Annotated in this window: 19 protein-coding genes; 1 reads left to right on the plus strand and 18 read right to left on the minus strand. The window is 38.3% G+C overall.

What is annotated here, in order from left to right; all coding sequences use genetic code 11:
• The 13 genes from HMPREF2991_RS00675 to HMPREF2991_RS00735 form a co-directional block, all read right to left on the minus strand.
• A partial coding sequence (locus HMPREF2991_RS00675; protein ID WP_142350308.1) for a tagatose 1,6-diphosphate aldolase occupies nucleotides 1-572 on the minus strand: 572 nt, incomplete at its 3' end.
• Nucleotide 573: 1 nt separating this feature from the next.
• Complete coding sequence (locus tag HMPREF2991_RS00680; RefSeq protein ID WP_070568649.1) at nucleotides 574-1,503, minus strand: tagatose-6-phosphate kinase; 930 nt, start codon at nucleotides 1,501-1,503, stop codon at nucleotides 574-576.
• Nucleotides 1,504-1,513: 10 nt separating this feature from the next.
• Complete coding sequence (lacB, locus tag HMPREF2991_RS00685) at nucleotides 1,514-2,029, minus strand: galactose-6-phosphate isomerase subunit LacB (RefSeq protein ID WP_001216921.1); 516 nt, start codon at nucleotides 2,027-2,029, stop codon at nucleotides 1,514-1,516.
• 148 nt (nucleotides 2,030-2,177) lie between these two features.
• Nucleotides 2,178-2,603 carry a galactose-6-phosphate isomerase subunit LacA gene (lacA, locus tag HMPREF2991_RS00690; RefSeq protein ID WP_049537609.1) on the minus strand — a complete coding sequence of 142 codons (426 nt, stop codon included), beginning with the start codon at nucleotides 2,601-2,603 and terminating at the stop codon, nucleotides 2,178-2,180.
• A gap of 269 nt (nucleotides 2,604-2,872) precedes the next feature.
• Nucleotides 2,873-3,769: an aldose 1-epimerase family protein gene (locus HMPREF2991_RS10525; RefSeq protein ID WP_083303891.1), complete on the minus strand. Its 897-nt coding sequence runs from the start codon at nucleotides 3,767-3,769 to the stop codon at nucleotides 2,873-2,875.
• 107 nt (nucleotides 3,770-3,876) lie between these two features.
• Nucleotides 3,877-5,352 carry a PTS galactitol transporter subunit IIC gene (locus tag HMPREF2991_RS00700; RefSeq protein WP_070568652.1) on the minus strand — a complete coding sequence of 492 codons (1,476 nt, stop codon included), beginning with the start codon at nucleotides 5,350-5,352 and terminating at the stop codon, nucleotides 3,877-3,879.
• 54 nt (nucleotides 5,353-5,406) lie between these two features.
• Nucleotides 5,407-5,712, minus strand: coding sequence for a PTS sugar transporter subunit IIB (locus HMPREF2991_RS00705; RefSeq protein WP_000590551.1), 306 nt, complete (start codon nucleotides 5,710-5,712; stop codon nucleotides 5,407-5,409).
• Nucleotides 5,713-5,749: 37 nt separating this feature from the next.
• Nucleotides 5,750-6,226, minus strand: a complete 477-nt coding sequence (locus tag HMPREF2991_RS00710; RefSeq protein ID WP_070568655.1) for a PTS sugar transporter subunit IIA — start codon at nucleotides 6,224-6,226, stop codon at nucleotides 5,750-5,752.
• Nucleotides 6,227-6,420: 194 nt separating this feature from the next.
• The gene (locus tag HMPREF2991_RS00715) at nucleotides 6,421-7,107 is read right to left on the minus strand and encodes a sugar phosphate nucleotidyltransferase (RefSeq protein ID WP_070568658.1); all 687 of its coding nucleotides are present in this window, start codon (nucleotides 7,105-7,107) and stop codon (nucleotides 6,421-6,423) included.
• Nucleotides 7,108-7,118: 11 nt separating this feature from the next.
• Complete coding sequence (locus tag HMPREF2991_RS00720; RefSeq protein WP_000791841.1) at nucleotides 7,119-7,997, minus strand: DMT family transporter; 879 nt, start codon at nucleotides 7,995-7,997, stop codon at nucleotides 7,119-7,121.
• Between the two features lies 1 nt (nucleotide 7,998).
• Nucleotides 7,999-8,856, minus strand: coding sequence for a phosphotransferase family protein (locus tag HMPREF2991_RS00725; protein WP_000413086.1), 858 nt, complete (start codon nucleotides 8,854-8,856; stop codon nucleotides 7,999-8,001).
• 16 nt (nucleotides 8,857-8,872) lie between these two features.
• The gene (locus HMPREF2991_RS00730; RefSeq protein WP_070568661.1) at nucleotides 8,873-9,895 is read right to left on the minus strand and encodes a ribitol-5-phosphate dehydrogenase; all 1,023 of its coding nucleotides are present in this window, start codon (nucleotides 9,893-9,895) and stop codon (nucleotides 8,873-8,875) included.
• Between the two features lie 4 nt (nucleotides 9,896-9,899).
• Nucleotides 9,900-10,607: an IspD/TarI family cytidylyltransferase gene (locus HMPREF2991_RS00735; protein WP_044020847.1), complete on the minus strand. Its 708-nt coding sequence runs from the start codon at nucleotides 10,605-10,607 to the stop codon at nucleotides 9,900-9,902.
• 440 nt (nucleotides 10,608-11,047) lie between these two features.
• On the opposite strand from HMPREF2991_RS00735, the gene HMPREF2991_RS00740 reads away from it, so the two are divergent.
• On the plus strand, nucleotides 11,048-11,347 hold the full coding sequence (locus tag HMPREF2991_RS00740; protein WP_000981515.1) for a YbaB/EbfC family nucleoid-associated protein: 300 nt from the start codon (nucleotides 11,048-11,050) through the stop codon (nucleotides 11,345-11,347).
• A gap of 38 nt (nucleotides 11,348-11,385) precedes the next feature.
• On the opposite strand, the gene HMPREF2991_RS00745 is transcribed toward HMPREF2991_RS00740, so the two are convergent.
• The 5 genes from HMPREF2991_RS00745 to macP form a co-directional block, all read right to left on the minus strand.
• Nucleotides 11,386-13,149 carry a glycerophosphoryl diester phosphodiesterase membrane domain-containing protein gene (locus HMPREF2991_RS00745; protein ID WP_070568664.1) on the minus strand — a complete coding sequence of 588 codons (1,764 nt, stop codon included), beginning with the start codon at nucleotides 13,147-13,149 and terminating at the stop codon, nucleotides 11,386-11,388.
• 8 nt (nucleotides 13,150-13,157) lie between these two features.
• Nucleotides 13,158-13,751 (minus strand): 3'-5' exonuclease, encoded by a 594-nt coding sequence (locus tag HMPREF2991_RS00750; protein ID WP_000413628.1) that lies wholly within the window; start codon nucleotides 13,749-13,751, stop codon nucleotides 13,158-13,160.
• Nucleotides 13,752-13,832: 81 nt separating this feature from the next.
• Nucleotides 13,833-14,327, minus strand: a complete 495-nt coding sequence (gene rocS, locus HMPREF2991_RS00755; RefSeq protein WP_000021250.1) for a chromosome segregation protein RocS — start codon at nucleotides 14,325-14,327, stop codon at nucleotides 13,833-13,835.
• A 76-nt stretch (nucleotides 14,328-14,403) separates the two neighbouring features.
• The gene (locus tag HMPREF2991_RS00760) at nucleotides 14,404-15,096 is read right to left on the minus strand and encodes a 5'-methylthioadenosine/adenosylhomocysteine nucleosidase (RefSeq protein ID WP_025171000.1); all 693 of its coding nucleotides are present in this window, start codon (nucleotides 15,094-15,096) and stop codon (nucleotides 14,404-14,406) included.
• 15 nt (nucleotides 15,097-15,111) lie between these two features.
• Nucleotides 15,112-15,423, minus strand: a complete 312-nt coding sequence (macP, locus tag HMPREF2991_RS00765; RefSeq protein WP_000517870.1) for a cell wall synthase accessory phosphoprotein MacP — start codon at nucleotides 15,421-15,423, stop codon at nucleotides 15,112-15,114.
• Nucleotides 15,424-15,433 lie beyond the last annotated feature (10 nt).

Consider the following 15,433-nt stretch of genomic DNA (forward strand, 5'->3'; position numbering starts at 1 on the left):
ATAGCACCGATAACCTTGTGTGGTTTTACTTTTGCGTATTCTGCTGAACCTGCATCAGCTATTTTTTCATCGTAAGCGAGGATTTCAAGGAAGAATGGAATGTCTTCTGCCACACACTCTGAACCGATGCGTTCGATGTAGGCTTGTTTTTCTTGGTTGAGTTCGTCAGAGCTATCTACGTCATAGTAAAGCAAGAATTTGACTGCATCTGCACCTTGTTCTTTGATGCGTTTGGCAGACCAAACATCCAAACAGTCAGGCAAGCGTTTGGTGCTTGTTGTGTCGTAGCCAGTTTTCTCATAAGCAAGGAGAAGACCAGCATTTGGAGCAAGAGCTTTTGTAGCTGGAAGTCCATACTCAGGGTCGAGAAGCATAGAGGATGCGTATTTTGTCAATTCATCTGCAACCAAGACTTTGAGTTCTTCCATTTGAGCGACTGTTGGCTCTTCTGTTTGGTATTGAGCCATGAGGCGTTTCAAAGCACCACGTTGGTCAAAGGCAAGAGCTGAGATGATGCCATTTTCATCTGAAAGTTTTTCTAAACATGCACGTTTTTGTTCTGTTAAAACCATTTTATACCTCTTTTACTATTAATTGATCATATAAAGCTTGATAGTTGGCCATATTGACATGACCTGTCATCTTTTCTTGAGCATTAAGCATTCCAAGGACATTTGCCTTAATGAGGAGTTCTGCATCTGATTCCTTATGAAGAAGTCCTGATGAAATACCTGCAACAGTAGAATCTCCAGATCCGACAGGATTGACAACTTGAATTCTAGGAATATCTACTTTGTAGAAAGTGTCACCATGTTTTGCAAAAGCACCATTTGCACCAAGTGACACGATAATCCACTCAATCCCTGCAAATAAAGGCTCTTGAAGAACTTCTTTTAATTCATCCAAATCCTCAGAAACTTCTTTCCCAAGAAGCTGAGACAATTCTTCGTTATTTGGTTTGATAACTGTTGGTTTGTGTGGTGATTCAAGGACAGCCTGAAGAGCCGCACCTGAGCAGTCTAGAACAACTGGTTTCTCTGCTTTATTAGCAAGCTCTACCAAGTTTGCATAATAGTCAACAGGAAGGCCAGCTGGAAGACTACCTGAAATGGCCACTACTTCTACAGTGTCAAGAAGATTCTCGAAATGAGTCAAGAAATCTTGCCCTTCTTGTTCCAAAACTTCAGGTCCTTTTTCAAGGATTTCTGTTTGGTTGTCTCCGTGGAGAATAGCGATACAGTTACGAGTTTCTCCCTGAATTGAGAAGAAATCTTTCTTTACTTTATCGTCGATATGCTCTACTAAAAACTCACCAAGTTTACCACCAACCAAACCAGTAGCAGCAACAGAATCACCAAATTCTGAAAGAACTCGTGTAACATTGAGACCTTTACCACCAGCTGTCTTGGTCACGTCCACCACACGGTTGACAGTGTCAATTTTTAATTCATCCAAAGGATAAGAAATATCAATGGATGGATTCATTGTGACTGTTAAAATCATGCGTCACCTCTTAGTCGTGGTATTCACCGCGATCCCATTTTTCAAGGAATTCTGTAAAGAAGTTTGCATCTGCTTGATGAGCATTGTGAGTTTCAACGTGCTCAATTTTAGCAATCAATTTTTTGTTTTCTTCTGATGGTTTGTATTCAGCATTGATGAAAGCTTCAATGATATCACACATGAGCAATTCACCAGTAATTTTACCACCAAAACCAATAACGTTGGCATTCAATTGTTCTTTTGCATAAAGTGCTGTTGTCATATCACGAACCAAGGCAGAACGAACTCCTGGAACTTTATTTACAGCGTTGTTGATACCAACACCAGTACCACAGATACATACCCCAAGATCAGCTTGACCACTTGTAACGGCTTCACCAACTTTTTTACCAAAGATTGGGTAGTGAGTACGTGTGTGGTCATAGGTACCAAAGTCAATGACTTCATATCCTTTTGATTTCAAAAATTCTGAAACCGCCATTTTTTCATCTGTTACGATGTGGTCACATCCAATTGCAATTCTCATTAGTTATTCCCTCCGATTAATTATATAAATCTAATATCATTTATCCTTACTCAATAAAAATCAAGATTAGCTTAGGAAGCGAGCTGCAAGCATAACTGAGGTTAGCTAAAGTGAGCTGACAACAGATTATCTTGATTTTTGAAGAGTATTAGCACATTTTGTTCAACATATCGACACGAATTTGGTGACGACCACCGTCGTATTTACCATGAACAAAACCTTTAGCAATGTTTTTAGCCAATTCATCACCAACAAGTTGTGCACCCATAGTGATCATACGTGAGTTGTTGTGACCACGAGTCATATAAGCTGAACGTTCGTCAGATACTTCTGCAGCAACCATTCCTTTGATTTTTGTTGCAACCATGAAAGGACCAGCACCATAAGCGTCAATCACGATACCAAGATTTTGTTCTTCTTTGTTCACTTCTGCAGCAACTGCAAGAGTCACATCGACAAAGTCTTGGCCTTCTGCTGTAACATCCACTACGTGGAAGTTTTCTTTTTCTAGGAAGTCTTTCACAACTTCTTTCAATCTTAAACCTGCAGCATCTGCACCGATAACAATAGACATATTGTATACTCCTTTTTATTTTTCTAGGCCAGTAAAGACTTTATAACTAGTATTATAAGTACAAAAGACTTTCTAGCAGTTTATTGACAACTTAATTGAATAAGCTGTTCGATAGCTTATCCAAGTCTAGGATATCAAGTTCCTAGAAAGAATATAACAAGTGATTGTTTGTTTGTACAAACATCATTTGTTGCTTACAAACATAATATACTCCTATTCTACGTAAAAGTCAACAGAAAATGTTTGTTTTTGTGTTATATTTTTTAAAATTATAAGATTTCGATCTCAAAACCAATCTGATCTACTTGACCAGGTTCTAGGAGACGAACATTCTTCTTATCTTCTAGATGATCTCCTTCTTCAAGTGAAGTTGATAATCCAGACCATGGTTCAAAGGCAATGAAAGGTCCCTTATTCAAAGTTGACCAGATAATGAGATTTGAAAACTCTTGGAAGTGTACTTTTAATCCCTTCTCATGTTTACGAGAACGAAGGGCAATTGTTCCGGATTGCAACTCATCCAAAGTCACTGCATCAACACTAAACAGATCGTAACTGAGATCCACTTGCTTTTGCGAATCCAACCATGGACTTCTATCTTGGAAGTCTAACATGCCAGTTTCTGGGAAAGGACGTGGAACAGAGCAAGTCTCTTCTTTTTCAAACTCTAAATAATAATCTTCATAGACTTCATCATCAAGTAGAGGACAATTAAATCCTGGATGTCCACCAATAAAGTAAGGCATGACCTTGCTAGTTTCTTTATTGAAGACTTTGTATTGAGTACGAACAGTCTTGCCGGTCACTAGATAAGTGATTTCAAGACGGAAATGATAAGGATAGTTCTGATAAGTATTCTCATCATCTTCAATAGAAAAGGTTACGCTGTTTTCTGTTTGTTCAACTAAGTCAAATTCTTTTTTACGGACCAAACCATGGCGAGGAATATTTCCTTTCGTTTCCGTTCCATCTGCATGACTGTAGAAGGCTGAATCTTCCCTTAAAGAGCCGCAGATTGGAAAAAGTACTGGCGCTTGTCCACTCCAGTAAGTGGCATCACCTTGCCACAAATACTCAATGCCTTCTCGGTCCTTGATTGACGACAAGGCGCCACCTAAGGTTTTAAACTGGACCGTTAACTGGTCTGATTTGATTTCAATTACCATAATGTTCTCCAACTATTTTTAGATTTTTATACGAAAAACTAGGTTGTCGCTCCCAATGTAGGAAATTAACAACCTAGTTTTCACAATTTACATTTTATAGGAGCGAATTATTTAGCATTTGCTGCGTATTCTTCGTTACGTTTGATCATTTGTTTTCTATACCAAGCAAAGATACCTACATAGAATACAAGGAAGGCTGCTGCACCAAGGATTGCTTTGATATCACCTGTTGTAGCATTACCGATTGCCCAACCAAATAGTTTTTCAATTGGTCCTTCAAGAGTTGAGTGAGTGATCAATTGAGCACTATCTACACCTTTAGGAAAGGCACCTACACCTTTAGCAAGTTCTGTTGCAAATGGTGCGATAAGAGTACCAGAAAGAAGGAAGAGAGGCAACAAGAGTGTTCCGAAGATAATCATACGGAGCAATTTACCACGTGTAACAACCAAGAGAGCTGGAGTCACACCCATAGCGATGATACCTGCAAGAGGCAAGATACCATTACCGACGTTTGAAAGAAGCACAGCTTCTACTAGCATGATTGGAGCGAGTACGTTAGCACAAGCCCAGATTTCAGCACGACCAGCGATGAAAGGCCAGTCAAGACCGATGTTGAATTTACGCCCTTGAAGACGTTTAGTAGCAACGTTTGTAATACCTTGTGAAAGTGGTTCTACGGCTGCGATGAACCAAGATCCGATAAGTGAGAAGAGTTCCAAAGCTACACCGGCTGTCAAACCAAGAGACAACCAACCTTTAATAACTTCTTGCCAGTTTGCAGCATCTTTAAGTCCTTCAACAGGTTGTGGAGTACCCATAAAACCGATAACAATACCAAGGATGAAACCGATGAAGAATTTAGATCCCCAGAAACCGATTTTTTTGTTCAATTTAGCAGCATCAAAGTCATATTTATCAAGACCTGGGAAGAATTTTTCAAAAATCTTATCCAAAACCATGATAACTGGGTTCATCATGTAGTTCATGTGTGTTGAAGTCATTGGTGATGAACTTGGTGCATTAAGAAGGTCGTCGAATGTTGGTTTCATCAGGTCAGAGTTGATGATTTTCAAAACACCTACAAGGACAACTGCTGCAGTTGCGATGAAGAGTGAAACCCCTTGGCTAACTCCATTGTTGTCTGCGTACCATTTAATCAAAAGACCAGTGATTGACAAGTGCCAGATATCGAAGATATCAACGTCAAGTGTGTCTGTTTTCTTCATTGCAAGCATCACAACGTTGACAATCAACATCACAAGCAAGAAGTAAAGTGTCCATGCAGAACCCCAAGTAATCGTTGCAAGCGGTGCCCAACCAACGTCAGTGATGTTCAATTGGATACCAGTGTTTTCAACGAATTTCGCAAGTGATGCTGAGAAAGCTCCGTTGAGCATACCGATGATGGCACCGATACCAGTAAGAGCGATGGCAAGTTTAATACCACCTTCAAGCGCTTTGGAGAATTTCACTCCAAAAAGTAGAGCCAATACTGTCAAAATGATCAGCATGATGATTGGTCCACCCATATCCAAGATAGGTTTGAACAGCTTATTGGCTAGTTCGATAATGACATCCATAATAGTTCCTCCCGTTTTTTTAGTTATATGAATGTTAACAAGATAAAGAATAAATTAGCTTAGTCCATGTTCTTTGATAGCTGCTTCAATATTGTCAAATACTGGAGCGCTCATCGCTGGAATACGGAACAAGATTGGCCCAGCTTCAATTACTGGAATGCCTGGTTCAAAACCAAGGTCAGTTGCAGCGATTGGTGTAAAGATATCGTAGCCCTTGATAAGGTCTTCGTTTACATCTTTCACCATGACTGCATCACAGTGAACGTCATAACCACGGTTTGAAAGTTCTTCTTCTAGAGCACTTTTAATTTGGTGACTTGAGTTAACACCTGCGCCGCAGGCAGCAAGAATTTTAATCATTTGGAATTCCTCCGATTTTATTTTTTAATAGACAAGATTAAGCGGTTGCTTCAGCAATGTAAGCATAAAGTTTTTCTGGTTCGGAAATTTTTGATAAATCTTCTAGATGTCCATTTCCTGTGAAAAAGTCCATCAACTGAGCCAGAATATTTGTTTGACTTGAACTTGAGTTGTTAATGATAAAGAAGAGTAGGGATACTTCTACTTCCTTATCAGGAGCTATCATATTGTGAAAAGTTACTGGTTTTTCTAATCGAACAACCACTACTTTCTCAGCTAGATTATGAACAATATCTGTATGAGGAATAGCTACATTTGGCAAGTCCTTTCCTAGAAATTCCATATCTAAACCAGTTGGAAATGACTTTTCACGCGTGATCAAGGCTTCACGATAAGTTGGAGTTACAATTTCTCGTTCTTCCAACAGGGTTGCTACCTGATCAAAGAGTTGTTCTTGATTATCCGCTTCTAAGCAAAACACCAGGTTTTTGTCAAAGAAATGATCTAATCCCATAACATTTTCCCTTCTTTCAATTATCTTTTATGTAATAAGTATAACACTATATGAAATCGTTGTCAATAATTTTTGTTTTATTTTGTTCATTTTTTTGTAATTTTTGTTTCATTTAAAGAATACAATCAATATCAAACATTCTTGTTATAAAATCCACAAAAAAAGAAGGCACAAGCCTTCTTCTCTTTCCTTACTTAAATAGTAGATAAAATCTCTTCTAACTTATGGTAATCTTTTACACTATCAATTTCATAGATGCTATTTCCTTCTAATTCTTCGACATAGACATCCAATTCCTTGATATTATCCTTAACCATGTTGTCCCAGTAGAGATCAACAAATTCACCACTTTCGTAAGCTTTATCAATAAAGCCAACAATCTTCTCAGCTGTTGGTGCATCCCAGAATGATACTCCGCTCAGAATGCGACCAGCTTTGCTGTCAACAATAATGTCTTGAACTTTGTAGTCATCACCGTAAACCAAGAACCACTCGTTGGTACAGTCTTCACGATAAACGCTAAAATAGGTAGAACGTTTAAGATCGTTTCGAAACATATTTTTGAAAAGATAGTTATCTGCATCGATGACGTAGCTGTTAGCCAAATCTTCTTTTACTAGATAAAGTGAGTAGAAGTTATTGTAATCAGCATACTTGTCGTTAAAGACTAAACGGACACCATATTTTTCTTTTAGGTAGTCAAATTGTTCTTTGAGGTAACCGACAACGATGATAATCTCATCAATTCCTCTCTCTTTCAAAAACTCGATTTGGTATTCTACCAAAGGTTTTTGATTAACCTTAACCAAAGCTTTTGGGGTATTTTCAGTCATAGGGCGTAGACGAGTTCCTAAGCCCGCTGCCAAAATAATCGCTTTCACACGAATCTCCTTTATTCTTTAATAATAATATAAACACCAGCCATAACAATAAGTGAAGTGATGATTGTCAGCATATCTAGCGGTGCACCCAAGAAAACAACTGCAAATAAGACAGTCCAAACTACATAGCTCACATTCAAACCTGTCGCTTTCGCAGGTTGTAAGCGATTAATGGCGATATAATAAGCTAAGTAGGAAATCATGTTAAAGGCCGCAAAGACAAGCAAGAGGCCTAGTAACTGCCCATCTGCCACTTCTGCAAATGAATGGTGTGAAAAGAGCACAATCACAAGATAGGACAAGAATGAGGTTACTTGTCGGATTAACAAGGCTTCAATTTCACTTAAATCACTTTCCATAGCATAGGAGCTGAGAACACTTTCACTCCCCCAGGCAATTGCACAGACAAGGGCACAAAGAATTCCAATGTAAAACGAGTTAACTTGTTCAACCTTGTAGGTTTGAGCAATGATCGCTGCAATAATCAAGAAAACACCAAATACTGTATTCTTTGAAACCTTGTGTTTCAAAATGAAGAAGGCCAGTAAAACTGAAACTGCTGGGTAAATAGCTGATACGGATGAAGCTAGAGAACTACCAATATATTTAACCGCATAAAGATTGGCTTGCATACCTATTGGTCCTGCTAGTAAAGCTCCGATTATAACACTCACATTTCGAATATTTAAGAAAATCGAGAGGCGAACTTTTCCTTCTTTTACCAAAAGAAAAGCTAACAAGATAAAGATACTCAAGAAATCATGAGCAGCAGCCACCACAAAAGGTGAAAGATTTGTAAAAATTGAAAAGATGTAAGCACTAATCGTTAGACCTAATCCCCAGAAGATACCAGAGAGCAGACCAAAAGAAACACCATTTTTATTCTTCATCCTAACCTCCATAATAAGTCAAACCTTCGACAGCTCTTTGGTAACGGTTGACACCGTAATCTCCAAAGTCAGCTCCTTGAGCTTCTTTGTACACTGTCCACAAACTCCAGATAGTATCTTGCAAGATTTTATAGATACGAATCTTCTCACGTGATACATGCGTTTTTTCACTTTCATAGTAGGAAAGGAAATCATCCTCCTCTTGCTTTGTAAATTCAGACTCTAAGAAAAGTGCTGCCAAGTCCCACATTGGATCATTCATAGAAGAGTATTCCCAGTCAATCAAATACAAGCGACCTTGAGGTGACTCGATAAAGTTTTCTGGTACCAGATCGATATGACAGGACTTTCTATCAACACCCAAATCAGCCAATCTCTTTTCTAGTGAAAATACATCTTTTCTTACAGCTTCATAGTTTTCATAAGGGATAGGTCCCTCAATCAAGGATTCATATTTGCTGATTTCCTCAAAGGGAGCAAATTCTCCTCTTAATTCTTTCCCTGAAGCATGGATGGTTTGTAAAATTGGTGCAATCTTTTCAAACTTGGACTTGATAGATGTTGAATCAAGAGTTACTGCCGATTCGATGTATTCATTTACTTTAATCCCTGACTCTATATCAAAGAGGTAATTTTTAACATCTAAATCTAAATCCTCTAAAAGTTCAAGATTGTACTTTTCATTTTGACGATTGATGAGTTTTTCAGTCCCTTTACCAAAAAATTTCACAATATACTGTTTGTTGGTTGTTTTAACCAAATAGTTTTGGTTGGTCATGCCTCCCAACTGTTCAACACTGAGTACTTCCTCTTCATCAGATAGTAAAGAAGAAATTTTTTCTTTGATGAGTTTCTCCACAATTAACCTCCATCTTCTACACTTCCCACTTAAATACTGTTTTGAAAGCAGTATTAAGGTCTGTAGCAAAGACACGATGAATGTCCTTGATTTCTCTCACAGGCTCTTCAACATAAAGGATATTCTTCAGACGATTCGCAAACTTTTTAACTTCCATCATTTGAATGGCCTTCTCAAAATCGACGCGTCCTGAACGAGACGATCCCACTAATAACAATCCTTTTTCCAAAGCATCTCGTGTATTGATATTAACCTTGTATTCGCTCACTCCCATCATGAGAATCGTTCCCTGTGGACGAATATAGCGAATCAAGTCATTGATAGCCGGACCTGTACCATCGCCACCGCAACACTCAAATCCATGATCAAAGGTCAAATCCTCTGGGATATTATCCGTAATGTAGCACTCTTTTGCAAAAGAGAAGAGCTCTAGTTTTTCCCAATGGCGACCAAAGACGATAATCTCTGCTTCTGGCAAGGTATAATTGATAATATTTGCAACAACAAAGGCCAAACTACCATCTCCGATAACAGCGATACGCTCTCGCTTACTATGAGCGAGATGCAAGAAACGATCCATGGCATGCATACCAACACTCACAAACTCAGTAATGGCTGCAACTGTGTCCTCAATGTCATTATAAGACACAACACGATCTTTTGGTAGAGAGACAAATTCTCTCATAAAGCCATCATAGCCACTAGATAGGAAGTAGGTTCCTGTCATGTAGTTCTCGTAGAACTCCTTGTCACTCTGCATAGGCGGTTGATTGGGAATCATAACTACCTTTTGACCGACTTCATAAGTCCCAGTCGGATCTGAAATAACAGTTCCACAAGACTCATGAATCATGGCCATAGGAAGTTTATTAGCCAATATCTTTGGATCACGCTTCCCTTGATAGTAACGTTGATCCGCATGACAAACCGCCATATAATTTGGACGAATCAGGATATGATTCTCCTGATCAATATCCTCTTCTTGATATTTTACATTGATAAACTTTGGTTTGGTCAGTTGATAAATTTGATTAATCATAGCCTTAGTCTTTCTCAATCATGCTTTTCGCGATTTTCAAGTCTGTCACCGTTGTGATTTTAAGGTTTGAATATTCCCCTTTAGCTAGAGCAACATCCTTTCCTTTGATAACAAAAATTTTACATGCATCCGTCAGGATTTCCTTTTCTTGATCAGATAGGGAACCATACAAATCCATGAAATCCTTGCAACGGAATGTCTGAGGTGTTTGACCTTGATAGAGGTGAGCACGATTTGGAATATCCGTGATAAACTGACCATTTGTACTTTCAACAATGGTATCAACCGCTTCTACTACTGTGTCAACCGCATCATGATCTTGAGCAAATTTGATATTGTCCTGAATCATGCGAAGTGTGATAAAAGGACGAACAGAGTCGTGGGTAACCACGATATCTTCTGGAGTGATTGGACGATAGGCATTAATGGCTTCTATAATCTTCTCGATACTGGTATTGCGATCAGCCCCACCTTTGGTAATGATGATGCGATCCTTGTGGAGAGAAAGATACTTGTCAACTAGGTCCTCAGCGTGTGACACCCAGTCTCCATGAACTCCAACTACAATTTTTTCAATACTTGGTTCTAAGACGAATTTTTCAATTGTGTGGATCAAAATAGGTCGATCACCCAACTCCAAGAATTGTTTTGGTAAATTACTGATTCCCATGCGTGTGCCAGTTCCCCCGGCTAGGATTCCTGCATAGATCATTTATATTCTCCTTTAGTTTATTCTAAAAAACTCATTACCATCTATTATATCACAATCTGTCTCCATCATGAAAAAAAGACAGAGCGTCATTTAGTCTAATCAACACACCATTAAAGGTAAAAAGTGAACAATGTGTTACTAAATCTGGAAAGACTATAACAAATTAAGAAATAAAATTAGGTTATCCTCTATATTTTCTGCTTAACGTTCGGTTAACATAGAGTTCTCTAGAATATAATAGAATCCTTAAAGAAAACTTAAATGAAATTTATTTGTTTCGCAAAGAATACCAGGTGTGCATAGTAAATTTCTTAAAAGTTGTTTAAGGGACTCATTATAAAAGTTCATATATCTAATGAATTAAACAAATAATAGACTTTTGCACCTAAAATTGATAAAATAAAAAGGAAAATAATAGAAAAAGGAAACTGTAAACCGCCATGATGAACATGCAAAACATGATGCGCCAAGCACAAAAACTTCAAAAACAAATGGAACAGAGCCAAGCAGAACTCGCTGCCATGGAATTTGTTGGAAAATCAGCTCAGGACCTTGTCCAAGCAACCCTAACTGGAGACAAAAAAGTTGTCAGCATTGACTTCAACCCAGCAGTTGTAGATCCAGAAGATCTCGAAACCCTTTCTGACATGACTGCGCAAGCAATTAACGCAGCACTTGAACAAATTGATGAAACGACTAAGAAGAAACTAGGAGCTTTTGCTGGAAAATTGCCTTTCTAATCCACAAAAAAAGAGAAACATCTGTTTCTCTTTTTTTCTTAGAAATCAAAGAATTCCATTGCTTTCTTTAAGAGTAATTCCGTATATTCCGGATCGTCTTGAGCCATTGTGACTTGTGACTGGACCATTTCAAGATCATCAGTAATCATGCCATCTGCGCCGAGACGAACTGCTTTATCAAATGCCTCCGAACCATTTACGGTCCAAACATAGAGTCTCTGATCAGTTGTCCAGAGTTTATTGACAAAGTATTCATCCAAAGTCGAGTACTCCATAGTGTAACCCGTTGCCTTGGTTCTTGGGAAGATACTGTTATAGGGAAGAATAAAGTAAACTGGAATTTCATAATCATAATTCAACACTTTATCAATCACATGGTAGTCTAGTGATTGCATCTGATGTCCATATTTCTTGATAGTCGCCCCATACTTTTCGAGGAAATGGTCCATCATTTGCGGACTATCTTTTTTACTGGTTTTAATCTCAATCAGCAATTTTTGGTTTAAAGCATTTGCACGCTCTAAATAAGCATCAAAGCTTGAAATCTTTGTTTGATAACCATTCTCGTGAATATCTGTATTTGTTAATTCATCCAGAGTCAAATCTTGCGGTGTAGCATTAATACCTGTTAAATTTTTGAGGTTGGCATCGTGCATCATCACGAAATGACCGTCTTTCGTTTCCTGCACATCCATTTCGATGAGATCTGGTTTTAGTTGAGCTGTTTTTTCTAAAGACTGAACAGTATTTTGAACACCGTTTTTATTACTTACTCCTCTGTGCGAAATCACTAAAGGTGTATTGGTATCCGGAGATTCCAGATAAACGTAGCCTTCTATCGCAAAGAAGATGCTTGCACACCCCATAACACCCCATCTCATCAGATGATCTTTCTTTCGCCTTGGCATAATCTCTAGCTCTTCTCCTGTCAGGAAGGAAACGAACTTCACTAAGAAGTAAGTCAGAGTCATATAATGGAAATTTTTAATCAAGACAAAATTAATCACACCGAGAATCAAGGATTCTTTTTGAGTTAAATTATCCATCACTGCTTGCGCAAAAAGCAAGGGAATTAACAAAGCAAAGAAGAAGAGATAGGTTTTAATAATAATGAGTAAAAGATGCCAAGAGAAGAAAAGGACATTTTTCTTTGTCTTTTGGAGACTATATTTCACACTTTCTCTTACGGTCTTTCTTTCAAAGAGAATCTTAGGAAGGGCAAACATAAATCGGACAGAGATGTAGAGAAAGATCCAAGCGGATGCTATGATCACCAGCCCTACTAGCCAGTTCTTATCTTCTAGATATGTAACGATAAAATCGGGGATAATAATCTTGTTGAGATAGTAGATTTTTAAAATTTTCCTAATAAAAGGGAAAAGCAAAGCAATGTAAAAAAAGACAAAGGCCATCTTACAAAAGCTCAATCGCTTAACGAATAAAAAGCTCTGGTGAAATACTTTTCTACTGTACTCTATTAAAGTTCTCTTTTCATGATAGAGAAGATGGCGGGCCCCGATAAACAAAAGACAAATCTGGAAATAAGCAACCAGGAGATTGATTGCAATTAAGATGAGAAAGGCTAAACTGATAAAAGGCGAGCCTTGTATAATCGCCCAAAAGTTATTGTAGGAGATAAACAAGTAACCAGTTTGTCTCAGAAGCATGCCAGCAATCCATGAATTCAATGGTAGCCAGACAAACTCAACCATCATAAATATCAAGAAAAATAGAAATAAAATCTTATCTAGGTTATAGTATATCTTCCTAAAACCTAGCTTTTTAGGTTTTTCAGGTTTCATAGGCACTCCTAATCTAAAAATTGGGATAAATCTAAGCCACCGAAAGGATTATTCATAGAAAAACTACTCTGGTCTTCTATTAATAGCTTTCCGTCATTCGATTCCAAAAAGGCTTCGTAAACACGCGCCGTCATGCGGGCGTCCTCTAAACTGTTATGAGACTTCCCGTGAAAGCCTAAAAAATTTGCAACAGTTTGCAATTTAAGATTGGCTATGCCGTGTAGATCAGAACTACGGCGTTCAAAAGCCTCCTCATATAGATCAACCTTATACTGGTCACGATAATCAATACCATGCTCCAATAGAATAGGCAAATCACTCTTAGCTGCATTGTAACCAATGATAGGTAAGTTGCCGACAAATGCCTGAAAATCTTTTAGAACTTGTTCTACCTTTGGCGCATCTTTCAAGGTTTCAGCTGTGATCCCAGTCAAACCATTGATAAAACTCTTTAAAGGTGCTGTAGTATGAACATAAGAATCAAAAGTAGCACTTTCTTGTCCATCTTGAAAACGGACTGCCGATACTTGAATTAAATGGGTAACCCCCTCGTGTTGATTGAATTCCAAATCAAAGGCGATATAATCTCTTAATTTTTCCATTATTTACCTCAATTACTACCCAAACTAAACTATAAATAATAAAAGAAGCCATTAGGTTAGTGAGTAACCCAAACAGCTTCTTTATTTTCCTCCAAAAAGGCGAGCAAAAAAGCCTTTTTTGGTTGCTTGGACTTCTTCTTTTGCTTGGTCCAACTCGAGTTTCAAGGTTTCTTGATCCTTCATGGCTTGAAGAGTTAACTGTTGTTGTTGGTCCAACTGTTTGTCCTTTTCTGCAATCTGACGGTCTTTGATGCGCATCTGCTCATCTTTTTCTGTCAACTGCTGGTCCTTGGCCTTGAGTTGCTCGTACAATCGAAGAATTTCAGCATTCTTCTCATCGACCAAGATTTCCATCAGTTCGCGTTGTTTGACATCATCACTGACTGGTTCATCTTCAAAAATCGTTTTTTTGTAGATTTCCTCTAGCTTGATCAAGCCACTTCGAGTAACTACAGTTACACCTTTGTCATTTTTTTTCGTGTCCTCTTCTGGAAGTTCTTTGACACGATTGTTGATTGCTTGACGAGATAGTCCTAAGACCTCTGCAATCTCACTGACGGTCATTTCAATACTCATAATATCCTCTGAAACGTTTTCTAGCTTTTCTTTATTTAAATCTTATCATAAGCTAGATAAACTGTCAAATTTCCGCTTAATCCAAGGCCTTTAAAAAGGCTAGTAATACTTGGGCAGAACGACGTCCAGCTTCGATAATAAACTCATCAAAAGAGATAGAGGCCTCGTGATTGGCATTGTCACTCATGGCACGAATGACTAGGAAAGATAGGCCAAGAGCCTGAGCCGCTTGTGCAATAGCAGCCCCTTCCATTTCAACAGCTAAAACATCTGGAAAGTGGGATTTGATACTAGCAATCTTATCATCACCAGCTATAAAACTGTCCCCTGTAGCAATCAAGCCTAGGTGCCATGTCTGCTCTAATTGAGATAAGTTTTCTATAATCCTAGCGATGAACTTCTTATCTGATTCAAAGTAAAGAGGTTGACCAGCCATTTGGCCATAAGCATAACCAAAAGCAGTCACATCCACATCATGGTAAGCCAACTTATCCGCAATCACTACATCTCCCACAGCAATCCCTTCGGCAAGAGCACCTGCTGATCCTGTATTGATAATGGCTTCTACCTGAAAATGGTCAGCTAACACCGCTACACTCATAGCCGACATGACCTTTCCAATCCCACTCTGAACTAGGACAACTTCTGTATTGCCAACAGAACCAGTGTAGTAGGTGTTCCCCAAGACCTGGATTTCTTGAGTTTTGTCCAAATTTTGAGTCAAATATACGAGTTCTTCTGGCATGGCAGCAATGATTCCAATTTTCATTTCAAGTCCTTTCAATTACAAGAGTTTCATTGCCAACACTAACAAAATCAAAAGTAGGATGACTGCAAACAAGATGCGATTGAGTTTTGAATTAAAAACATTTCTCTTGGTATTCTCAATGCGACGACTTTTATGAATCGTTGGTTCTACTTCGATTGTTAATGTATCTTGACTAAAACCGTGGTCTCTAGAACGTGAATAATCAAAATGTTGTGAAGACGTTGGTAGGATCTTTGTTTCCTCGTCATCTTGAAGAGGTGGTCCTGAGATTTTCTCACCACGATTGGCACGTTCAATCATTTCGTCTGTTAATAAAGGTTTTCCCATGGGTTTCTCC

This window comes from Streptococcus sp. HMSC072D07 (assembly GCF_001814835.1).
GTDB lineage: Bacteria > Bacillota > Bacilli > Lactobacillales > Streptococcaceae > Streptococcus.